Annotated in this window: 19 protein-coding genes and 1 pseudogene; 3 read left to right on the top strand and 17 right to left on the bottom strand. The window is 68.9% G+C overall.

From position 1 onward, the window contains the following. Positions 1-92: 92 nt before the first annotated feature. From mobF to OHS18_RS13580, 5 genes are all read right to left on the bottom strand, one after another. Positions 93-5,204, bottom strand: coding sequence for a MobF family relaxase (mobF, locus tag OHS18_RS13600; protein ID WP_328617271.1), 5,112 nt, complete (start codon positions 5,202-5,204; stop codon positions 93-95). Positions 5,205-5,568: 364 nt separating this feature from the next. After that, positions 5,569-5,781: a hypothetical protein gene (locus OHS18_RS13595; protein ID WP_328617270.1), complete on the bottom strand. Its 213-nt coding sequence runs from the start codon at positions 5,779-5,781 to the stop codon at positions 5,569-5,571. Between the two features lie 98 nt (positions 5,782-5,879). Further along, positions 5,880-7,172, bottom strand: a complete 1,293-nt coding sequence (locus OHS18_RS13590; protein WP_328617269.1) for a hypothetical protein — start codon at positions 7,170-7,172, stop codon at positions 5,880-5,882. A gap of 752 nt (positions 7,173-7,924) precedes the next feature. Further along, entirely contained in the window at positions 7,925-8,614 is a 690-nt protein-coding gene (locus OHS18_RS13585) for a DUF6283 family protein (RefSeq protein WP_328617268.1), read from the bottom strand. A 181-nt stretch (positions 8,615-8,795) separates the two neighbouring features. Then, entirely contained in the window at positions 8,796-9,212 is a 417-nt protein-coding gene (locus OHS18_RS13580) for a DUF6283 family protein (RefSeq protein ID WP_328617267.1), read from the bottom strand. A 188-nt stretch (positions 9,213-9,400) separates the two neighbouring features. Between OHS18_RS13580 and OHS18_RS13575 the strand changes: the two genes are divergently transcribed. Then, positions 9,401-10,006 carry a hypothetical protein gene (locus OHS18_RS13575; protein ID WP_328617266.1) on the top strand — a complete coding sequence of 202 codons (606 nt, stop codon included), beginning with the start codon at positions 9,401-9,403 and terminating at the stop codon, positions 10,004-10,006. A 71-nt stretch (positions 10,007-10,077) separates the two neighbouring features. Here OHS18_RS13575 and OHS18_RS13570 read toward each other — a convergent pair whose 3' ends face one another. Then, positions 10,078-10,542, bottom strand: a complete 465-nt coding sequence (locus tag OHS18_RS13570) for a hypothetical protein (RefSeq protein ID WP_328617265.1) — start codon at positions 10,540-10,542, stop codon at positions 10,078-10,080. A 257-nt stretch (positions 10,543-10,799) separates the two neighbouring features. Continuing rightward, on the bottom strand, positions 10,800-11,300 hold the full coding sequence (locus OHS18_RS13565) for a single-stranded DNA-binding protein (protein ID WP_328617264.1): 501 nt from the start codon (positions 11,298-11,300) through the stop codon (positions 10,800-10,802). A 688-nt stretch (positions 11,301-11,988) separates the two neighbouring features. On the opposite strand from OHS18_RS13565, the pseudogene OHS18_RS13560 reads away from it, so the two are divergent. Continuing rightward, positions 11,989-12,237 (top strand): annotated as a pseudogene (locus tag OHS18_RS13560) (MarR family transcriptional regulator); the annotation flags it as partial. Between the two features lie 40 nt (positions 12,238-12,277). On the opposite strand, the gene OHS18_RS13555 reads toward OHS18_RS13560, so the two are convergent. Then, entirely contained in the window at positions 12,278-13,636 is a 1,359-nt protein-coding gene (locus tag OHS18_RS13555) for an amidohydrolase family protein (RefSeq protein WP_328617263.1), read from the bottom strand. A gap of 88 nt (positions 13,637-13,724) precedes the next feature. Here OHS18_RS13555 and OHS18_RS13550 point away from each other — a divergent pair, with 88 nt between their 5' ends. Then, complete coding sequence (locus tag OHS18_RS13550) at positions 13,725-14,225, top strand: nuclear transport factor 2 family protein (protein WP_328617262.1); 501 nt, start codon at positions 13,725-13,727, stop codon at positions 14,223-14,225. Positions 14,226-14,732: 507 nt separating this feature from the next. Here OHS18_RS13550 and OHS18_RS13545 read toward each other — a convergent pair. The 9 genes from OHS18_RS13545 to OHS18_RS13505 form a co-directional block, all read right to left on the bottom strand. Beyond that, the gene (locus OHS18_RS13545; protein ID WP_328617261.1) at positions 14,733-15,773 is read right to left on the bottom strand and encodes a DUF4192 domain-containing protein; all 1,041 of its coding nucleotides are present in this window, start codon (positions 15,771-15,773) and stop codon (positions 14,733-14,735) included. Positions 15,774-15,833: 60 nt separating this feature from the next. Further along, positions 15,834-16,271 (bottom strand): hypothetical protein, encoded by a 438-nt coding sequence (locus tag OHS18_RS13540; protein WP_328617260.1) that lies wholly within the window; start codon positions 16,269-16,271, stop codon positions 15,834-15,836. Positions 16,272-16,273: 2 nt separating this feature from the next. Then, positions 16,274-16,681 (bottom strand): hypothetical protein, encoded by a 408-nt coding sequence (locus tag OHS18_RS13535; RefSeq protein ID WP_328617259.1) that lies wholly within the window; start codon positions 16,679-16,681, stop codon positions 16,274-16,276. Between the two features lie 173 nt (positions 16,682-16,854). Next, positions 16,855-17,100, bottom strand: coding sequence for a hypothetical protein (locus tag OHS18_RS13530; protein WP_328617258.1), 246 nt, complete (start codon positions 17,098-17,100; stop codon positions 16,855-16,857). 150 nt (positions 17,101-17,250) lie between these two features. After that, positions 17,251-17,796 (bottom strand): hypothetical protein, encoded by a 546-nt coding sequence (locus OHS18_RS13525; protein WP_328617257.1) that lies wholly within the window; start codon positions 17,794-17,796, stop codon positions 17,251-17,253. Positions 17,797-17,866: 70 nt separating this feature from the next. Further along, entirely contained in the window at positions 17,867-18,673 is an 807-nt protein-coding gene (locus OHS18_RS13520) for a hypothetical protein (protein WP_328617256.1), read from the bottom strand. Further along, the gene (locus OHS18_RS13515; RefSeq protein ID WP_328617255.1) at positions 18,661-19,950 is read right to left on the bottom strand and encodes a hypothetical protein; all 1,290 of its coding nucleotides are present in this window, start codon (positions 19,948-19,950) and stop codon (positions 18,661-18,663) included. The genes OHS18_RS13520 and OHS18_RS13515 overlap by 13 nt, the downstream gene beginning before the upstream one ends. Before the next feature lie 566 nt (positions 19,951-20,516). After that, positions 20,517-21,557: a DUF4192 domain-containing protein gene (locus OHS18_RS13510; RefSeq protein WP_328617254.1), complete on the bottom strand. Its 1,041-nt coding sequence runs from the start codon at positions 21,555-21,557 to the stop codon at positions 20,517-20,519. 94 nt (positions 21,558-21,651) lie between these two features. Beyond that, positions 21,652-21,816: a hypothetical protein gene (locus OHS18_RS13505; RefSeq protein ID WP_328617253.1), complete on the bottom strand. Its 165-nt coding sequence runs from the start codon at positions 21,814-21,816 to the stop codon at positions 21,652-21,654. Between the last annotated feature and the right edge of the window lie 172 nt (positions 21,817-21,988).

Below are 21,988 nucleotides of genomic sequence, written 5' to 3'. Positions count from 1 at the left end.
GGAGAGGAATCTCGGGACAATTCCGATGTCCGGCGAGGACGGCGACGTGATCGATCCGTGGCCGTCCTCGCCGGAGGTCGTCGGTGGGTGGCTCAGTAGCTGAGCCCGCGGTGGGCGCTTTCGCCGTAACCGTGGTCCTGGCCGTCGACCAGTTCGTCCTCCAGTTCGGTTCGCCGCGCGGCCGCCGTCGTCTCCGCTTCGGTGTCCTCTTCCTGTTCCTTCTCGGTGGCGACTTCGGCGTCGAACCGCGCGACGTAGGCGTCGGCCGCGTCGCGCAGTGATTCGCGGGTCAGCATCAGGTCCGATGCAGCGTCTTCGGGGTCGGGTGCGGTCATCAAATGCCTCCATTGCCGGGTGATGTCACGCCAGGCGTCGGCCTGAAGGTCGTTGCTGGCGGGTTGGTTGCCGAGCGGGGAGGCAGCATCGGCGGTGGTGATTCCGTACGTTTCACGATACGCCGCGGCCAGCCCGACGACCTGGTCCCACTGCCGCGCGAGCGCGGCATCGTCGGGGCGGTCACCAAGGCGCGCGAGCCATCCCGGTTGTTCCCGCACAGCCTCGTCCCGCAGCTGGTCGGTTCTCGCGGTGATCTCCGCGTTCATCGTGGCCAGCCGTTCCAGCGAACTGTGATAGTTCGCGGCGTGCGCAAGATCGGGTTGGGCCTGCCAGGGTAAGGCGGAGTGGTGCCCTTCTCCGGCGTCGTGCTGGCGGACGAGGGCGCTGACGAGCGCGACGCCGGTCCTTCGGGGGTCGGTGCGATGGGCATCGGTCGTCGCGGCGACCTGGCGGGCCGCGTCGGCGAGCGCGGTGTCGGGGTCGAGCCCGGCGGTGGTGCCGCCGGCGGCGTGGCGCCACACGATGCCCCACCGCTCGTCGGTCACCGGGGCGTCGGGCAGGTGCGTGGTGACGATCTGCTGCCAGCGACTGATCTGCTCGTCGGTCGCGGGCGCGATCCGAGCCGGCGCATCGTGAGTTCCGACGTGCTCGTTGACCCGCTTGGCGAGCACCGCGGCCGGATCCTGGGCCCAGCTGAATCCACGGTCGTCGACCAGGTCACGGACGAGTCGGTCGGCCTGCCAGCTGCGGTCCTGGGCACGAGCGAGTGCCGCCAGCGCGGCGGGCTCGGCACCGGCGTTGACCGCGTCGGGGACGTAGCGGGCGAGGACGTCGAGGTAGCGGTCCTCATCGCCGTTGCGGGCCAGCAGTTCGTAGCGGCGGAGGAGAACATTCAGGGGCTCGAGGACAACGCGCTCGTCGGCGTGCTCGAACTCGGTGAACACGTCGTCCAGCGCCGCGGCCTGTGCCGTCGGGCCTGACTTGGCAGGTGCGGAGGTGGCGGGCGTGGGCGCTTGGCCGAAGGCGTGCCAGCGCTCGCTCAGTGTGCGCCAGGCGCGTGCCTTCGCGCCGTGGCTGTCGGGCTTGCCGCCCAGCGGGGCTTCACCGGTGACGCGGAAGGTCTCGCGGTAGGCGGCGACCAGGCCGACCAGGTCATCCCAGTCCTCGGCGGCGATCGGGTTATCCGGCCGCGGCCCCAGTCCTGCCGCCCACTCCGGTTGGTCCCGGATCACCGCGGCACGGAGCTCCTCGACGCGATCACCGATCGCCAAGTTCATCTCGTGCAGGTACTGGGCATGCCCCGGGTGATGACGCACGTGCGCGAAGTCGGGACGAGCCAGCCACGGCACTGCGCGAACGTGGGCTTCACCGCGCTCACTCCGGCGCTGCAGCTCGGCGGCCAAGGCCGCGTCGGCGTACCGGTCATCCGGCATCGGATCCGGCACGACCGGACGCGCGGCGAGCTGATGAGCCACAACGGTCAACGCCGCGTCAACGTCAAACCCGACCGCCAGCCCGCCGGCGGCTCGGTGCCAGATCTTGTCCCATTCCGGGTCTTCGACGGCCGCGTGCGGGGCGATCGCATCGACGATGTACCGCCAGCGGGTCACATCGGCCGGTTGGGGCGGTGCGGTCGGCGAGGGCGGCCTGCGTCGTTCAAGGTGCTTGGTGATCCGAGCGTGCAGGGCCGCGCCGGGGTTGTCGGCGTCGTCCAGGGATTGGCGCCAGCGCAGGACGGCGGCGACGAGCGGGTCGGGTTCCCAGCCGAGGTCGTGGGCGTTGCGCAGCGTCTGAATCAGCGCCGGCTCGCTTTCGAGATCGACAGTGGAGGGTGCATGGCGGGTGAGGATGGCGCGGTAGCGGTCCTCGTCGCGGTAGGTGGCGGTGTAGTTGTAACGCAGCACCAGCGTGCCCATCGACACCGCCTCGTCCTGAGCCTCCCGCAACGTCTCGGTCGCCGAGACCTCGGCGCCGGAATGATTCAGCACCCCGGTGAGCACCGACCGAGCCGACACCGGCTCGGGGGTTTCCTGGTGCTGGTCAATGACGTGATGGTGGGTGATGACGTAGACGAAGTTGCGCAGCATCGCGCGGGTGATGCCCGGGTAGAACTGCTCTCGGGTCATCGTCGGCGGCACCAGCAGGTGGGCGTTGCCCGTGCTGGTCATGCCCTGCACCCGGTTGATGGTCGCGGCGTAGGCGAGCTCGACGTGCGCCTGCACGTACCCGGCCGGCAGGGTGATCGCGGCCTTGTGCACCCGGTGCTGGACAGTCATCTTGCCGCTGGCGTGGACAGCGGTGACGGTCCACACGTCACCGTTCTTGACGAAGTCCTTCCCACCGAACAACGACAGCAGACGTTGGTTGTGCCGGGTGACGACCCAGTCCCCGACGCTCGCGGTGGTCGCGTCGTGCAGATCCACCTCGCGCCCGCGGTCGACCGCACCGTGGCTGAGACGCCGTTCGCGAGCGTCGATGTTCAGCGCGACGGTGTCCTCGTTGGTCGGCACGATCAGCAGCGACTCGACCCCGGCCTCGAGATCGGCCTGCCAGCGTGTGCGCGCGGCGTCGCGCATCGTCTCCAGCGACCCGTCGGAGACCCGGCCGCTCTCGACGTAGTACTCGAGCCCCTTCGGATTCCAGGCCCGGATCTGCAACGACGCCTCGGCTTGCTCCTTGCGGTCTTCGCCGCGGAACCGCACGATCTCCCGGAACCGCACAGCACCGACATCGTGGGCGATCAACCGGATCGCGCCCCCGGCCTCGATCGCGGCCAGCTGCGCGTCATCCCCGATCAGCCGCACGTCCGCACCCTTCTTCAACGCGTACTTCACGACCTTGTGCAGCGTGTGCGTGCCGGCCATCGCGGCCTCGTCGACGATCACCAGGTCGCCGGCCTCCATCGGGAACGCGACGCGAGCGAACCCGAACCACAGTGCGGTGGTCAGCTGGTGCAGCGTGTGCGGCTTCGCGCCGATCGAGGAGCCGAGCTCTTGGGCCGCCCGAGCGGACGGGCCGAAGGCGTAGACGCGATGCCCGGTACGCCGCCACGCGGTCGCCAGGACCTTCATCGCCGAGGTCTTCCCCGCCCCAGCGGGTGCCAGAGCGAGCTGTAAACGTCTGCCGGAGCGGGCGAACTGGCGCACCATCTCCGTCTGCCCGGCGTTCAAGCCTTGGCCGGCGAGGGCCTGGTTGACGGTGTCTTCTCGTAGACGGTGGCCGCCGCCGCGGCGCGCCCATGCGACCAGGTCGCCTTCGGCGGCGAGGGTGGCGGTGGTGGTGTAGCGGGTCGAGTTGTGCTCGACGAACACCGACTCGCCGTCGCGCCGGCGCAACGAGGAGGGCTCGGAGACGGCGACCGGGCTTACCAGGGCGAGGGTGTCGGGTTGAGCGAGGATCGTGTCGACGACGTCGACGATCAGCTGTCCCCGCTTGTCCACCGGCATCCGCAGGTGTGCGGACTGGCGGTGAGCCTCGGCGGCGAGGTTCCACCAGGAGAAGTGTGCGTAGTTGTCCGACACCACCTCCCGCGTCACCTCGGCGAGCTTCGCGATGTCGAACGCGTCCGGCTCGCGTCCTCCGGTGAGGAACACCTTCCGGCTTAGCGTGTCCAGAACACTCGCGGGCACGATGCTGAGCGCGTGTTCGCGCCACGCGCGCAGGTGCTCCGGCAGTGTCTTCGGCGGCTGTTTGCCAGGGCGGTTGTCGTACTGGGCGGCGCGGTCGATGGCGAAGATGTCCTTTGGTGTCGGCTCGTTGCCGTGCTGGGCCTTGAACTCGACGATGCGTTTGGCCCGGGCAGCCTCGAATTGGCGGTGGCGTTGGGAGAACAGCTTCACCAGCTCGACCGGCACGCCTTCCAGTTGCCAGACCGGGCGTTTCATGTCCACGCCCTCCGCGCCGCGCTGCACCCACGACGCGCCCTGCTCGCGGAACAGATCGCGTAGTCGGTTGTCGAAGAACTCCGACGCGGTGACGGTCGCGGCGAAGATGGTGCGGCCGTCGATCGCGGTCCATTCGCCGTCGTCGTTGCGCCTGACCTTCGACGAGATCAGAGCGTGGATGTGCAGATGTGGGTCCGAGGCGCGCGAGTCCCAGTGTTCGAACAGTGCCGCGGTGATCCCGTCGACGTCGACCTGAGCCTCGCCCATGTTCCCGCGGCGGGTGAACGCGGCGTTCCGCTCTACATAGGACAGGGTGTCACGGGCGGCTTGGCGGACCATGCCGGCGATCAGCTCTCGTTCCGCCGGCTGGGCCATGGACCACGCGATCGACACGGACTTGTCGGGCGCGAACACCATTTCGAACCCCGACACCGCGCTCTTCAGGTTGCGTTTCTGCTCGGCGAGCCACGTCTTCAGCTCAGCGTCGTCGACCAGGCCGTGGCCGTCGTGGGCTTTGCGATAGGCCTGTAGTTGCACTCCGCGGCGCAGTTCCGCGCGCTTCTGCGCGGAGATCGGGGCGCCGATCGGGCGGCCGTGCAACCGGTTGTGGTCCTTGTATGCCTGCGACACCTGGGAGCGCAGGTGATCCAGCTCGGAGTACTGCGGGAACCGGCGGCCCAGCCGGGTGGCCTTCAGGGCTTCTTCGGCGGTGGCGCCGTCGGCGATCATCTCGGCCTCGATGGCGTCGGCGTGCGGGTTGCGGCCTTCGCCGAAGAGGGCGTTCATCTGGGCAGGGGTGACTGCGCCGGAGAGTCCGAAGTGCTCTGCTCCGGCGCCGAACCATTGGCCTGCCGGGTAACCACGGGAGAGGTAGTAGTCACTTAACAGCTCGCCGGGCTCGAGCTCACGGTTGCGATCAGCGCACGCCACCGTGTTCGTGAGGTACTCGTGACCACCAGGGCTCAGCTTGCGCAAGCCCATCATGTCCACACCAGACTACGCCGAAAATTCGGCGGAGCCCACCCGGTTCAGAACGTCTGCAAGACGTGCTGTGTGCGGGGTAGGGGCAGGCCTGGGGTGAGGTGGTGGCGGTGGCGTGGTCGGCGGGGTGAGGGGCGGCAGGGAGGTGCGGGGGTGGTGCGGTGGCGGGCTGGGGTGAGGTGGAGGGCGGGGTGAGGTAGGCGGTGAGGTGAGGTGGGGGCGACGAAATTTGCCAACGAGCGCCGGCGCCTGCACTAAGGCGCCCCCGGCGCCGTCTGTCGGCGCCGGCGCGGTCCACCCGCGCGCGGACATGACACAGCGGCCGCCGGTCGGGTGACTGGCGACCGCTGTGTCGGCGCGAGGGCTGCTACAGGCTGGTGAGGTACAGCAGTGCGTGACGGATCTGCTCGACGGGAACGACCTCGGTCATCGGCCCGCCGGTCGGTGTGGTCGCGTACTCGGTGCACCGGCTGAGCAGCGTACGGAGGTACGCGGCGACGGCGCGCGGCTGATCGGTCGAAATCTGCGCTGCGGTGCGGCGTGCGGCGTGTTGGGCGATCCAGTCGGTGTTGTCGGGCATGATTTTTCTCCTGGGCTGTGGTCGATTGGTGCATGCGGCGCGAGTACTCGTGTTGGGCGGGGGCACCCGGTCGGGTGCCCCCGCTGGCGAGTGGGTGGTTAGGCGACGGCGGCGAGTTCGCGCGTCGGCGCGAACGTGAACAGCGGCGGCATGTCGCGGTCCCGGCACATCTCGCACCGGTCGTCCGTGCTCTGGGCGCGCTGTTCGATGGCGGCGCGTTCGAGGTTGCATGCGGCGCAGAGTCCGCCGGGAGCGACAGGGCGCAAGGCAAGGCGGTTGTAGTCGTCTTCGCTGACCAGGTGGCCGGTGAGGTCGGTGTCCAGTTCCCGGCTGGTGTCGGTGTCGCGGTGGCGCTGCCGTTCCTGCTCGTAGGCGTCGACGCCGCTTTCGTTTTTGCGCACGACTCCGGCGGACGGGATCGCCTGCTGGATCTGGCGCCACTGCTCGTCGTACTTGGCTTCGACCTCACCGGGGAGGTAGCGGCGGGTGGCTTTCTGCTCGATGGGCTCGTGCGCGGTCTTCCGCGTCGTTTTCCTGTCCTTGTGCATGGCTTGGGGCGTCGCTGTGGTCGCGGTCTGGGCTGTGGTCGTCGGCTCGGCCGGTGCGTCGGTGGCGGCGTCCTCGTCGGGCCGGGGGAGGTGCGCGGATTCGGCTTCGCGGCGGCAGGCATCGGAGCAGTACGGGAGGTCGGGTGTGTCGGCGAGGTTGCCGTCACAGCTGCCGCACCGGTGCGGCTCCTGGATTTCGGCCGTGACGCCCTGCGTCCCGGCGTCTATGGCCTGCTGTCGCGCGGCGGCGCTGGCGCGGGCGTGTTCGGCGCGGGCCTTGCTGGCGTGCACGCATGCGGTGACCAGGGTGCGCATGTTCGGGGTGAGCGTCGGCCACAGGTCGTGAGCGGTCTGGATGGCGTCCACGATGACGGGGTGGTCGACGCTCGGGTTCTTGAGCAACGTCGCGCACACGATGAACGTCGCCTTGTGCTCGTCGTTGGTCGCGGCGTTGAGCCACCGCATCCCGTCGAGCGCGGCCGTGATGCGCGGGGGCGCCTCGCGCAGCATGGCCGTGACGTCGTTGATATCGGTCACGGCGACGTTCCGGCGGGTCTGGCTGGTGTAGACGCACCGGTGGAACAGCTCGCGCTCCTGCTCGCCGTAGCTGTCCCACTCGCGGTGGGCGATGCGCACGGCGGCGAGGATGTCACCGCTGGTCGCGGCGTCGGTGTTGAGCAGTGTGGCGCAGGCGGCGAGGATGGCGGGCGGGTTCTCTCCGCTGTAGGTGAACACCCGCTTCAGCTCCTGCAGCGCGGGCCGGATACGCGGCGGCTCCGCCTGCAGTGCCTGCACGATGCGGTCGATGCTCTGGCGGTGCTTGCGGTGAATGGTCGACACCATGGTCATTGGTCCTTACGTGTTGATTGAGTTCGGGTTCTCGGGTTTGCCGTCCCGATCACCTTGCATTTCTATATTATCGTGCGACCTCGCGTTATTCCACTTGAAGCGACGTTTAATGTGAGCAATTTCGGGCAATTTCAGAGGCTTGGAAATTCAGGGAGACCTGATTTCTTGTCTGGCTCCGTTGTGCTGCTCGTCGAGCCGCTGACCCGCCGGGAGTGCATAGTCTCGCTGGTCGGTGCAGTGAAGGGTGACCGCATGCTGAGTGGGTGGTGGGTGGCCCCGAAGCAACCAGGGCAGGCCCCCGGCCTGCCCTTAATGTCTGCCCAAGGGAGTAGGGGCCCCAAATGCAAGGGTGGGGCCTCGAACTATTTTTGGCCACGCTTTTCGGTCAAAAATAGTTTGGGGTGCCCTTGTATTTGGGGGAGCGACCGATACAATTTCGGGGCCACCCGCCACTCACGGACGCAACGTGAACATCTGACGGTGCCCACGGTCGGCGTGTCCTGAGAGCTGAGCGCTCGATCAGCTGAACCGATGGCTCCGCCCCGCAGATGGTCGCTGCTGACCTGCAGATATGCTGCCCGTAGCACTCCGTGGGTCTACGTGTCCCTGAGGCGAAGTGTTAGCGGACCGCCGCGAGTTTTGCCGCTCGCCGCCTCGGTGGCGTGGCCCTTCGGGGCTACTGCGGCGGCGCCGCGCCTATCCGGACCACTCGGTCCAGAGGCTGCGCAGGTCCGGTATGCCGTGCTTCAGCGCGGCGACGAGATGTTGATGGGCTCGTGCGCCCCGCCGGCCAGGACGCCGACTGCGGCCAATTGGTGGTGCAGCTCTTCGGCTTGGGCGGTCGTCTCGTCGCCGTTGTCGACGCCGACGGCGTCGACGATGAACGCCCGGATGATGCTGATGGCGGAGTCGCTGCCGCTGTAGAGCTCGTGAGCGGGTGCGTCGAACTGGCCGGTGGCGGCCAAGTGGCCGGCGGGTAGTTCGGCTTGGCTGGTCATCGGCTCGCCGAGGTCCATGCCGGCGTTTGCGACGATGAACTCGCGGATGAGCTGGGCTGCGCGAGTGATGACAGTGTCTGTCGACGTCGTTGCGTCCTTGAAGGGGGTGGTGTCGCTGGAGCCGAGGTCGGAGCGGCTGTCACGGCAGGGGGTGAGGGTGGGGTCGTCGGGGGCGTCACCGTTGGCGATGGCCATCTCGCGGTAGCTGTCGCAGAGCGGCCGGTCGGTGGGCACGTCGGGTCCGTACACGCGGAGGGTGAGGTTGTGGGCGGAGTCACGCAGGAAGAACCCGGCGCAGGTCTTGGGCTCGTCGCGGGGGCTGGTGTGGCAGCCGAACTTGTGGGTGGCGAGGTCGTAGGTGGTGTGCGCGGAGTGCTGGAACACTTCGGGCGGGAATGCTCCGGTGGGGAGTTGCGCAGCCAGGGGCAGCGTGTGCACGGTGTTTCCTGGTAGGCGGAGCCGGGGCCATGTAGGTGATGACTCCCCGCCCGTCCGCGCCGGGGTTGACGGCGACGATCTCGGCGCCGGTGGGCGTGGGTGTCTCGTCGGTGGGGTCTGGCACGGTTCGATGCTTCCTCGCGGGTGACCGGATACAGGTTGACGGTGGGTGGTGCGCGGCTTAGCGACCCTGGGCGGGTCCGCGGGGGGAGAGTGCGGGGGTCGGCAGCTGTGCGATCAGTTGCTGGCGGGTGCGCTCGGCGCGGAGGTCGTCGAGGCTGGAGTACAGGGGAGGCCAGTCGTCGTTGGTGTCGACGGCGGCGGGTGGGAGCTTGTCGATCATCAGGGCCATCCGGATGCCGAGGTGGTGGCGGCCGATGACGGCCAGCCAGCCGGCGCACAGCCGCATCGGGTGCGCGGTATCAGGTTGGTCGAGGTGGCAGGACATCGCGGGAGCGTCGGTGGGGGCCTCGCGGCCGGCGGAGCCGTTCGCGTTGGCGAGTTTGGTCATGTCGGCGTCGCTGAAGGTGGTGAGGTCGGCGTCTTGCCGCCAGGGACATTGCGAGCAGGGATGGGTGCGGTGAGGTTCCGGTGTCACAGTCGGCGGGTCCCTTCGTCAGGTCGTCGGTCTGCTCGCCCATGCCGTCGCGCATCGAACGCTATTTGGCGGTGTCGCACGGTATCGGTTCGTGGTGGGTAGACCCGTGTGGTTGATGCGGCGTTGGGGATGGTGTCGCGGGTAGGCTCGGCGGGGTAACCGCAGCCCTCCCAGCGGGGAGTTTCGGCATGGTTGAGAAGAAGGCGACCGGTTCGCGTCGGCGGCGTCGGTCGACGGCGGCGCTGGAGAAGCTGGAGGCGGCGCGGCAGCGCCGCGTCGAGCAGCTGGAGCGTGAGCGGGAGAACGAGCGCCGCGTGGACGCGGCGCTCGGGCCGTTCGCGGAGGCGGCGACGGCGATCGAGGGCGTGGAGTGCCGTCGGGAGGACCGTGTGGCCGCGCTGGCGGGGCAGCTGGAGCGGAAGCTGGCGGAGTTGGACCGGCAGCGGGCAGTGAAGGTCGCGGACTTCGAGCGGCTGGTCGAGCAGGTGCGCGCAGATGCGGAGATGGAGATCGCCGACTGGCGTGGAGTGATGGCGACGTCGGTGGCGCAGATCCGCGCGGCTGATGTGGGCGCGGCGGAGACGGCGGCGTTGCTCGGGATTCCGGCGAAGATGGTAGCGGCGTTGTCGCGGCAGGCGGCGGATGTCCCCAGTCCTGCGCGACGCGTCGAAGGCGTGGCCGTGAAGGCTGCGGCCGAGGCGGTCGCGGCTGTGGATGACGAGTCGCAGGCGCCGGACGAGGGGCTCGCGGACACGATGGGCCGTGAGGCCGACCGGAGGACGACGATCGAGTGAGCAGCACACTGTGAAGGTGCGACGGGCGATGGCACTGTGAGGTGTCGTCGCTCGTTGTCGTTGTCATGAGTTCAGCGCGTCGCGGGCTGCTGGTCCGTGTGCTGGTTGGCGAGCCGACGTGCGTGCCGGGCGAGGGCGAGGCGCTTGCGCCGCTGGTAGTAGACGACCATCGCGGTGACGCCGCAGCAGAGCGCGAAGCCGACAGCCCAGCGGTTCCCGGGTCCGTCGCCGTCAGCACCGGGAAAGTGCGAGGCAAACACATAGCCGGGCAAGGTGATCGCACCAAGGAGGGCGGCGAGCCGGTAGCGCTTGGCGCCTTCGAGCTTGGGCTTGATGCGACGGCGGCTGAGGTAGGAGACAACGCACCCGATGAGCGCACCGAAGATCAGCGCGCCGGGCAGGGCGAGCAGCCCGGCGGGGTCGGTGAAGGGCGTGAGGATCAGTCCGATGTAGCCGACGGGCTGGATGCCGAGGTAGACGCCGGTGCCTCCGGCGAGGACGAGCCCGGGGATCGTGACGCCGTAACGAATGCTCATGCTTCGAGCGTAAAGCGATTCGGCCACCCCAAAGGGTGATCTTCTGGCAGGGGAAGGCTTTCGCTGTTCGCGCGCGGCGCATGCCTTGAACGGGGCGGCCGAACTGGTGGGACGGCTGGCGTTGCGGGTGGGGGGCATCGTGACCTCCGGGACGCGACGGGCATGGCATGAGAAAGGCCGGGGCCAGCCTCACGGCTGGCCCCGGCCTGTGGGGTGGTGCCCGGCCGGCGGGGAAGCCGGCCGGACACCGGGCTTGATCAGAAGGGCGGCTTGTCGCCGGCCCCGGCGCCCGCGCCGACCAGTTCCTGATCGCCGGCCGGGCCCCACGGGTCGTCGGCCGGGCCTGCGGGCGTGCTGGTGATCAGGTCCGAGTTGACCTTCGACGGCCAGTCCTTCGGGTTCTTGGTGACGGCGGCGGTGGCGTAGCGCAGCGACGGGCCGATCTCGTCGACGTCCAGCTCGACGACGGTGCGCTTCTCGCCTTCCTTGGTCTGGAAGGAGCGCTGCTTGAGGCGGCCGTGGAGGACGACGCGGGCGCCGCGGGTCAGGGACTCGGCGATGTTCTCGGCGGCCTGCTTCCAGATGGTGCAGCGCATGAACAGCGTCTCGCCGTCTTCCCACTCGCTGGTGGCGCGGTTGAAGGTGCGGGGGGTGGAGGCGACGGTGAAGTTCGCGACCGGCGTGCCGGTGGCGGTGAACCGCAGTTCGGGGTCGGCGGTGAGGTTGCCGATGATGGTGAGGATGGTGTCGCCGGCCATGGTGGCCTCCCTGGTGCTTGTTGGGGTGTGGAACGCGGCGCAGCCTGAGCACGCGGCGGCCGGGGGTCGCCGTGAGGCGACGTCCCCGGCGCGGCTCATCCGCCCGGCGTGAACCAGCCGACGCCTCGACCGGTGACGGAGCTCGAGGGGTGATGGGGCTGGTTCACCCGGGCGGATCGGGTCGGGCTTCGGGGACGCACTGCCCCCGGCCGGGGTGTGCTTACCTTCGGGCGATCCATGACCCAGCGAGCCAGGAGAGGACGTTGCCGGGGACTCCTCGTTTACCGTCGCGCGATCACCGGGGACGTCTGTTTGCCTCTCGTGGCTTCCGGGGCAGGGAGTTGTGTCACTGGACCCGGCATGACTGAAGCCCCGCGTCGAAGACACGTTCAAGGGGTTCGCTCCACGTGCTGACGCAGCGCAGCGCGGCGAAGGACGCTGCGCTTCGCAGTCGCTCGGGTTGTCGTCGGCGGCGTTGAAGATGTTGGTCGCCGTGTCGTTCCGACCTGGTAGGTGTAGAGCATCGCGGGGTTTGTGGTCGGCCAGGACCGCGGCGTGCTGAGGGTTGAGGTCGGTGATCGCCTGGCTGGGACGGTCGATCCGGCAAGCGGGCGGCCGGCGCGCACCGCCTGAGTGATCGGTTGAGCGCCTCCAGGCCCGCGTATACGTGTTGTTATATCGTGTCAGGATGTCGGCTGATCGGGACGTGCCCAGCGGTGTCGATATCGCGATGCAGCTGCGGCGAGCGCAGCTGCGCAAGCAGATGGCCTGCGAAACTGCGCTCGCCGAGGTCGGGGTGACGTTGCCGCAGTGGGGCATGCTGTACGCCGTCGCGGCCGAGCCGGATTCCTCGACCCACGCGCTGGCCCTGTTCATCGGTCAGTCCGATCAGTCCGCGGGCGCGGTGGTGGCCCGTCTGGAACAGCGCGGGTTGCTCGAACGCCGGCCGGGCGTCGGCAAGGCGATCCTGCACCGGCTCACTGCTGAGGGCGAGGAGCTCGTTCGGCGCTGCGACACGATCGTCGAGCAGGTGATGACCCAGCTGCTCGCCGGCTTGCCCGATCGGAGCCGCCGGGCATTGCGGACCTCGTTGCAGTCGATCGCCGACGCTGCCCTCCCGATGTGAGCAGACTGGGCTCCGGGGATCTCATTGAATTGCCCGGGTACCGCTGCGCCACACGTCCCTGATCGACAGGGTGTCGCTGATCCTGCTGGTGGGATCGCCGTCGACCAGCAGGAGATCGGCGCGCGCCCGGGGCGATCCGGCCGCGGTCGTGCAGGCCGAATGTGGTCGCGGGCACGCTGGTGGCGGCCCGCAGCGCCTCGGTCGGAGTGAGCCCGGCCCGCACGAGCAGCTGTAGTTCGCCGTGAAGGCTCGCTCCGTGTGCCATGCCCAGGGCGCCGAAGTGGTGGTTGGCGTCCGACCCGGCCAGGATCGGTACACCCGCCTCGTGCATGGCCTTGACCGCGGCCAGTGCGTCGTCGAAATTGCCGGCGGGGAGCGTGTTGAATTCGCGGCTGAGGTTGTCTGTCCAGGGCTGTGGCAGGCGACTGGTGACCCGGCTGTCGCCTGCCAGGTCGGCGCCGAGGTGCCGGCCGGTGAGTGAGGCCAGCAGGTTCAGTGTCGGGGTCAGGAACGTGCCTCCCGCGCGGAACGCCTCGATCAGCTCGGGTGTGGCCGGGCCGTCGATGAACAGGTGCGCGAATCCGTCGACCCCGGCGGCCAGCGCCTGCCAGGTCGCATCGAGGGTCAGAGCGTGGGCGATCACCATGCGGTCGCGGTCATGCGCGGCGGCCACTGCCGCCTTGACGATGCGTTCCTCGATGACGGGGACGGTCTTGCCGAGGGTTTCGCCGCTCTCGATGAGCACCTTGATGTAGTCGGCGCCTTCGGCGATCCGCTCGTCGACGAAACGTGCGGCGTCTTCGGGCCGGGTGACCGTCGGCAGCTCCGGATCGTTCAGGCCGCCGTGGAGCTGGGTGGGGTGCCCGCCGGGTGCGGTGAGTCCCACTGAGGACGAACGGACGTCCGCGATGTCGGTTCGTTCGGCGGAGGCGCGACGAACCGGGTGCATTGCGTGCGGGAAGGAAAACAGGTCGAACTCGGTGGTCACGCCGAATCGGAGGGCGTGGCCGAGTGTCTCGACGTCGGCGTGGGTGTGCGCGTCGATCAGGCCGGGCAGCAGGGTGGCGCCGTTGCCGTCGATCCGCTCGGCCGTGGCGGGTGTTGGTGCGCCGACGGCGACGATCCGTGTTCCCTCGATTTCCACGGTGCGCACGCCGATCGGCTGCTCGCCGTCGAACACCTGGGCACCTTCGATGACATAGCGGGTCATAAATCCTCCTGTGTACGTGTTCGTATATACTAACTCATGGATGAGGTGGTACGACTTCGTCCGGACAGAGGAAGGTGTGCAGCTACCCATGTCGGACAATGAAGCAGATGTGATGAGCGTGCTGGACCTGGTCGCCCACGAGCGGCAGGCGCGTGACCGGGGCTGGTGGTCCCGCCTCGAGCGGTGTTACACGCCGGAGGCGACCATCCGGACAAGCTGGTTCGACGGCACCGCGGTGGAGTACATCGAGGTGTCCAAGCGGGTGTTCGACCACACCCCGTCCACCCATCGCCTCGGACTGCCCGTCATCGACGTCAACGGCACCCGCGCGATCGCCGAGGTGCCGGTGACGATCGAGATGCGCGGCGCCTTCCGCGGCGTCGAGACCGACCTCGTCGCGTACCTGCGGATGCTGCACCGCGTGGAAAGGGGAGCCGGTGGCTGGTGGCTGGCGGCTGGCCGCGTCGGTCGCGATCTTCGACCACGACACGATGACCTCCGCCGTCCCCGGCATTGCCCTGACGCTGGATCCGGGCGACCTTCAGGGCACGCGGCCGTCCTATCGCATGTTGAGCTTGTGGATGACTGAGCGCGGGTACACGGTCCCGGCCGATCGCCACGGCGTCGACCGGCCCACCGACCTCACCGCGCTATACGACGACGCCTACGCCTGGGCTGGCCTGCCGCGCTGACCAGGCCCGTCAAGAAAGGTGTGGCGTCGACCAACCCCGCGGCGGCTTGACACGACGTAGCAGGTTTGGGGCGCCATCAAGTGATGTCCCCGGGCGGGTCTCATCCGCCTGGCCGTGAACCGGTCTGCAGGTGACCGGGACAGGCGTGCGATGGGTGACGAGGCTGGTTCACCCCGGGTATCGGGCCGTGCTTCAGGGACGCACCGCCCTGTCCGGGGTGTGCTGACGTTCGGGCGATCCACGACCCGTCAAGCCGGGCGTGCCCACCGCCGGGGATACCCGTCACCGTCGCGCCGTCACCCAGGACGTCTCCGAGCAGGTGTGGGCGGGCGCGCCGCGCGACACCGCACCGTCACCACGCCGAGCCTTCCGGCAGTCAGCGCGACCGGTGTGGGAAGCGAGCGTCAGACATGGTCGGCCGGAGGCTCGCCGAGCAGTGCGCGGCGAGCCTCGGCGCTGGCTTTCTGGACCAGGTCGCGGACCTTCGACGGCGGGACAGCGTGGCCGAGCATGCTCGTGAGCAGTCGCGTCAGGGGCTGCTCGGGGTCGGCGTTCTCGAGCGCGATCCCCGCGCCGGTGCCGTCGCCGCGCAGGTAGGCGTGCATCGCGATGACGGTGGCGAGCTGGCCGGCGACCGGGCCGCAGCTGTGGCGCCACAGCTGCAGCAGCAGGTTCTCAGCGCCGAGGCGCCGAGCGTCGTCCGGGACCGCGAGCAGGGCATCGCGGAACGGGAGCGTGGCGAAGGTCGCGACGAGATCGACGATGGCGGCGTCATCGGCGGGTAGGTCGCCGTCGCTGGCGGCGCGGATCGCGGCATCTGCGCGGCCCAGGCGGACGTGTGCGGCGAGATGCGAGTGCTGGTCGATGACGGCGAGTTCGACGGCGTGGGCGATGTCCTGCCGCAGACGCTCGCGTACCTGCTCGGCCGCCGGGGTGAAGCGGGCCGCGAGGTCTTCTCGGCAGGCTGCGACCGGCTGTCCGGCGACCGTAGCCGCGACGGCCGCGGCGGTGGTCGCGGGGTCGGGCAGGACACCGGTGCGCTCGCTGTCGCGGTAGGAGCGCCAGCGGGCGCCCTCGGCGATGGCCGGTACGTGCACGACCTCCACGTCGGTGAAACCGAACTCGGCCAGCAGCGCGACCACGGCGTCGACGTCCTCGCGCAGCGGCACCGCATCGGCGGTGTCGTCCTCGTTGACGGCGTGGACGACGATGCCGGTGACGCACAGGACCGGCAGGTCGGCGACCTGCCGGTTGAACTGCCGCACGCAGTCTCCCGCGTGGCGGGTCAGGTGGGCGAGGTCGATTCGCGTGAGCGGGCCAGCGGTGACCGAGCCGTCGTCGCGCGTGAGCGCGGTGAACAGCACCAGGGAGTCGTGGGGCACGAACCCGATCAACGCCGGGATGCTGGCGACGATGGAGGTGGTGCCGGCGAGGGTGACGGGCATCGATCAACGTCCTTTCCGATACGGAGCGAGCTGAGGGAGTTGGCGGGGACCGGGCGGTGATCAGTGGCCGAGTTCGTCGCGCAGCGTTTCTCGCGCGGTGTGGGCGATCCACGGCGGAGACGGCCGCCGGACGTCGTGGCCAGTGGCGGGGATGAACCCGTTGACCGCGATGCTCCAGAACTCCGGCCAGGGCTCGGCGTCACCGTGTTCGTTGCGGTAAATGACAATCACGTCCAGCCCGTCGGTTCGGCGGGCGTGCGCGGTGATCCGCAGAGCGATCCGGGTGTGGTCGCGGCGCTGCACGGGTTCGTCGTAGAGCAGCGACACCGGTGTCGCCGGCAATGCGCGGCACAGCTCGACGAGGATGCCGCGTGCGACGTTCCAGGCGCCGTAGCCATCGAGGCTGCCGCGGTGCGGGATATTGCAGGCGACTGACTTGGGCAGCAGGTAGGAGCGGCTCCAGCCGTAGTGGGTGAACCACATCTGCTGCTCGGGCATCCTCACGCCACCGCCGCGTCGGCTTCGGTGAGCGCGTCGGCGAGGCATTCGCCGGTGGAGGAACGCCTCGTGTCCTGCTGGTCCTCAGACCAGCGGTGCGCCTCGGGCTCGAGGATCCTCCACGCGGCGTCGACGGCGGCGTCGGTGCAGCCCCCGTCGGTGTCGAGGTAGGGGTAGACGGCCTCGACGACCCGGCACGCCTCGACGACGCCGGACACGAGGCAGTGCCTCCGCACAGCTGTGATGAAGGCGGTCTTGTGGTGCCGGTTCCGGACCAGCTGGTCGAGCCAGTGTTCGGGCTCGGGTGCGATACGGCGGCCGCCGAGTTCGGTTTGGATCAGCCGGCATGCCCGGTCGAACGCGGAGTCGCCGCCGGTGCTGGGTGCGGTGTGGACGGTGGATGTGGTCACGGGTACCTCCGTGTCGGGTGCGGGTGAGCCGCCCTCCCGGAGCGCACCCGCGGTCCTCGGGCGCCCGTCAGCTCGCGCGACGGTGCGCGGGAGGTTGGCGCCCGAGGCCCCGGGGGTGCTTTCCTGACGGCGGTCGTCCGCACCAGCCGGGGTTCCTGGCCGCGGCTGCGGACTCAGGTGTCCGTCGGCTGCCGGCCGCCGAGGACACCCATCTGTTCTTCCAGTGCCTGCTGGGCGCGGCAGACAAAGGCGAGCAGTTCGTCCGGTGTGCCTTCGACGACAACGACGATGTCGTTGTCGTGATCGCTGAGAACGACGGCACAGTGGCCGTCGGAGAGCAGTTCTTGACCGGCCTCGTCGCCGGGGCCCGCTACCTTGACGTCGCAGTTCGCGGAGAGCCCGGCGTAAGTGTCACTCATCGTGTGGCTCCTGGGAGTCGGTGTCTGGGGTCGGTGCCGCATGCGGAGTGTTGCGCGTCCGGTGCTGGTGTCGGATGTCCCGGAGCACCTGGGTCGGGAGCCGGATGGGTGTTCTCGGCGACGTAGCCAACGCCGGTGTCGACCAGGGGGTCAGGAGTTCTGGTGTAGCCGGGTGTTGACGGGGCGAATTCGCAGCGGCGAGATGAGCAGGTATGAGGCGGCGGGGTGGCCGTGGAGGGTGATGACGTCGTAGCGGGTCAGCCAGACGGCGTGCCAGGGTTCGGCGGCAGCGCCGAGGCGTTTGTCGACGTCGGCGCCGTGGATGGCGGACGGGCCGATGTGGTGGGCGCTGGTGCGGTAGTGGCTGCGACGTCCGGCAACCATCGGGCACGCGGTCGTGCAGTACGCGGCACAGTGCGGGTGCAGGCCGGGCTCCGTGCTCGCGAGGCGGGCCAAGTCGGACTCGCGCACGAGCAGCACCAGGCGGTCGCCGAGGGGCTGCCCGCAGACGCCGCAGAGCCGCCGGTGGATGGCCATCCGGATTTTCGCGGCGTCGACGGCACCGAGCAGGTAGCGGCCGTCAGTGGTGCGGGGCGTGATCCACGGGACGACGAGGCCACCGACGATGGGCAGGTGGGCGAGCGCGGCCGGGACAGGCGGAGGCGCTGAATCGTCGGTGTCACGGCGAGGAGGCACGGTGATCCTTTCCGGCCGGACATGGCGGTGTCACCCGGTCATGCCTAGCCAGCAGCAGAGCGGAAGGTGGTCAGGCGTGAAGAGCTGACGGCACGACGCAGACGCAGTCGTCGAGTTCTTCCTCGCAGCCGTCACAGGGGAAGCGGGCAAGCAGGCGGGGGCACCAGGTCGGGCACGGGTGCTGGTCGGTGGCGCACAGGGGGCATGCCCCGCAAGCCAGACACATCCCGGTGTCCGGGTCGACGGCGTCGGCGACGCCGCAGTAGAGGCAGCCGTCGTCCTGTCCCCACCACTCGGTCTGGCCGGGGTGCAGGTCGAGGTAGTCGCGGTTGGAGTACCAGATCTGGTTGTCCCAGTATCCAGCTTGTTCGTTGAACAGATATCCGTGGTCGGGGTAGCGCGGGTTCACGGTGAGGATCACCAGCTTGTTGGTGGTGCCGAGCCAGGTTTCGATGCGCCGCCGGGTGGCGGGGCGTTCGAGGGAGACGAATCGGCCTGCGGACAGGATGTCGTCGGCGGCGATGCGGGTGTCCGAGCGCGGATCCCGCTTGGCCGGGTGAGCTTGGCGCGGCAGGATTCCGTTGTGGGCCAGTACGGTGCGGGGATCGCCGCCGATGGGGAAAGGGTGGATGTTGGTGTCGGTGATCGGGCCGTGGGTGGCGAAGCGGCTGTGGAACAACGCGGGCTGTTCGGGGTGCAGGCCGCGCAGGGCGACGAACTCGTCGATGACGGCGGCGGCGTTCATGCCGCGGCTGGTGATGACGCGATCGCCCGCGACGATGGCGAAACCGTGGCCGTCGTTGTTGTGGACGGTGCCGTTGGTCAGGGCGGTGGTGTCGGGCTGGATGCCGGCGGGCAGGTAGGTCAGCATGCACATGCCAGGGCCTCCAGTTCGGCGGTCAGCGGCGCGTACTGGGGGCGGGTGAGCAGCCATTGGGTGAAGGCGGGCCAGGTCCAGCCGCCGGCCTGGGTGATGTCGGGGATGGTGAGGTCGCGGGTGTAGGCGACGGAGGCGTCGGCGAAGGCGAGCGCGGCCTGGACGTGCTGAGTGTCGAGGCTGGAGGCGAAGACACGTAGCTCGAGGGTGTTCTCGGGTTGGGTGTTGACGGCGCAGCTGCGCAGCCCGTAGTACTTGCCCTTGCAGGCGTGTTTGATGTTGTGGCGTTCGGAGTCGAGGAACGCGGCGTAGCTGCTGGAGCGGCGGGCCAGCGTTCGGACGTCGGGTGCGTTGCGGTAGATGAACTTCATCCACCGGAAGACATGGCAGGGGCCGGCGAAGGCGGCTCGGCTGATGTGGACGTGCAGCCCGTTTCCGTCACCGGTGCAGCCGGCGAGGTTGAGCCTTTCGAGCAGGTGCCAGGGGAAGGAGTCCAGCGCCCAGCGGTAGGCCATCGGGTGGGTGACGAGCTCGAACCCGTAGTTGATGCTGTCGTCCTCTTTGAGGTACCCGAGGCCGTTGAGGGTGTCGACGGTGTCGGTGATGCGTGTCGACAGATGCCCGTGCGGGACGTTGATCTCCAGTTCGAGGCCGAGGTAGCGGGGGCCGATGCCGTGGAAAATCGGTGTGGGCTTGTACCCGTAGGAGTGCAGGGCCTCGTCGTCGTCCTCGTCGTCGTCGTGTTCCGCGCAGTAGCGTCCGTCGCCGATGAGGGTCGTGCAGGTGTCGCACTCGTAGTAGTCGAGGCGGTAGGCGCATTCGCCGCACATGTCGCGGTCGGTTTCGGTGCTGCGCAGTGCTTCGTCGAAGAGGTCGCAGTAGTCACAGAGGTCGAAGTCGCTCGTGCAGCTGGGGCACAGCAGCCGGTTTCCGGTGGCCTGCCCCGGTTCGCGGACGCTGATGGTTGAGCACTGGTCGCACGTGAACGAGTCGTCGACCTCGTCCACGGTGTGGGCGCGGCAGGTGAGTCCGTCGCGGATGAGGGTGTCGCACTGGTCGCAGGTGTGGTACGGCTCGGCGCGCTCGCAGTATTGACAGATCCGGCCGTCGCTGTCGGTGGGCGATGTGACGTCGGTGATCTGCCCGCATCCGTTGCACCGGTGAACATCGCGGACGCAGTCGTCACAGCTGGCCAGCCCCGGCGAGAAGTAGATCGGCGTCGGCGTCATGCTGCCGCAGTCTCCACTGCGAACCGTGCTGTCGACAGGTGTGGTCATGGTCGTGACCTTTCGTTCCGGAAACGCGATAAAGCCCTCCCGGCAAGAGCCGAAAGGGCTACTGGTAAGGAAAAGGGGCCGGTAGCGCGGTGTTGGGGTGTTCGGCGCGCCCCGCGCTACCGGCCCGGGGACGGTGCCTCAGCCAGGTAGGGACGCCCTGGCCAGGACACCGGGGTTCACGAGGTCGGAGGAGACAAGTCGTCCGCGTCGACGTTGCGCGCTGTCGGTGTGGACGGTGGATCAGTGGTCTTGGCCTTGGCTGGCCTCCTGGGGCCTCGTTGGTGTGTGGGACGCAGCGCGTGTTCAGCGCCCATGGGCCCGGGGCGTGAAGCCCGGCGGGCTCGTCCGGCCGGTGTGAACCGGCCGCACGGCACGCGACTGGAGTTGCGTACTCGACGGCGGCCGGTTCACCCGGGCCGGATGTGGCCGGTCGCCGGGTTCAGCCGCCCCGGGCGTGTGGGTGCTGCGATCTTGACGGCCCACACGCCCGCGAGCACCGGCCAACATTTAGACTTTTTGTTTCTGTGGCTGAGTTCTGGGCGCGAGGGTCGGCCTGTACCCGGCTGCTACCCCTCGGTCTGCGGGCGGTTGGTGGCCGCCTCGGCGCGCAGTTCCCTCGTGATATCGGCGAGTCCGGGGAGGACGGTGGCGGGATCCACGCAGTGTCGGAGCAGGGCTCGTACCATCTGCCCGAGCCGTGTCAGTTGCGGTTCTGTGTCGATAACGGCACCGGCGGTGGCGCCGTCGCGCTGCAGGTACGCGGTCATAGCGACGACGCCGGCCATCGTGGGTGCGTAGCGGTGGGCAGCATGCCGCCACAAGTGCAGCCACAGCGACTGTGCGGCCGCAGCCCGCTCGTCGGAGGACTGGGTCAGCTGAATGTCGCGCAGGAACCGGCCGGATAGGGAGGCGAGCAGGTCGGCGATCACGTGGTCGTCGGCGGGCAGGTGCCCGTGTGTGGCAGCGGTGACGGCATCGTCGAGCCGGGTCAGCCGGTCCCGCAGGCGCGGGAAGTCGCTGACGAATTCTTCCCCGTCGACCTCGTTCGCGATCGGGTCGGCCAATGCCTGGATGCCTTCGCGGATGTCGGCGGCCACGGGGGTGAACTGTCGCAGGAAGTCCTCTCGGCTGTCGTAGATGCGACGGCCCTGGGTGATGACGTGGGTGGTGATCGGGGAGACGGCGGGGTCGGTCAGGGTGCCGGTGTGGTCGGCTTCTTCGTAGCAGGACCATGTGACGCCGGGGGTGAAGCTGTTGACGTGCAACAGCTCGATGTTGGTGAAGCCGCAGTCGCGCATGCACTCGGTGAAGGTGGCCAGCTGTGCGCGGTACGGCAGTTCCGCGGCGCCGCCGTTGTCGTGCACGACGGCGCCGATGATGCGCCGGAGTGGCGCATCACCCAGTGCTCGTTCGAGATGCGCAACGACTGAAACGGGTTGGTGAGCCACGGTGTCGAGGGCGAAAGAGTTGACCGGACCCATGCGCACCGTGCCTTCACTGTCGACGGTGGCGGCGACGATCACCAGCGCATCGGCAGGCGAGAACCCCAGGAGCGCGGGGATCGCGGCCAGGAGCTTGTCGTCGGTGAGGAGAATGCGTTCAGACATCAGGAAACCTCGCTGATTGTGGAGTGAAAGGCCGGGTGCGTGGAAGAGGTGAGGGCAGCTCCGACGAGCCGGAGTGCGCTGTGCTCACTGCAGATCACTGTGTGGGCGATGACGTCCGGCCGTCGTTCGTCGTGGCCGTCCGGCGCTCCTTCGTGGCGTGCACTCGCTCGGTGATTGCTTCACCCACGTTGTTCAAGAAGCCGATGACCATGAGGCCGAACCAAGCTGTCAGGAAGACGCCGACCAGGATCAAGCCCATTGAGCGTGATGCCACAGCGCGATGTTCCACGCGTCCTCAGGTGTCAAGCAGACCGATTCGACAGCGTGCTTCATGTCGTAGCCTCGTTCCGAGTAGCGGATTGTCCGCGTCGGGTGCGGATGTCCGCCATCTCGGAGCACGCCCCGGTTCCCGGGCGCCTGGTAGCGTGACG

Source organism: Amycolatopsis sp. NBC_00355 (genome assembly GCF_036104975.1).
Lineage (GTDB): Bacteria > Actinomycetota > Actinomycetes > Mycobacteriales > Pseudonocardiaceae > Amycolatopsis.
The sequence above is the reverse complement of the archived record's forward strand: the minus strand, read 5'-3'. Positions and strand labels throughout refer to the sequence as shown.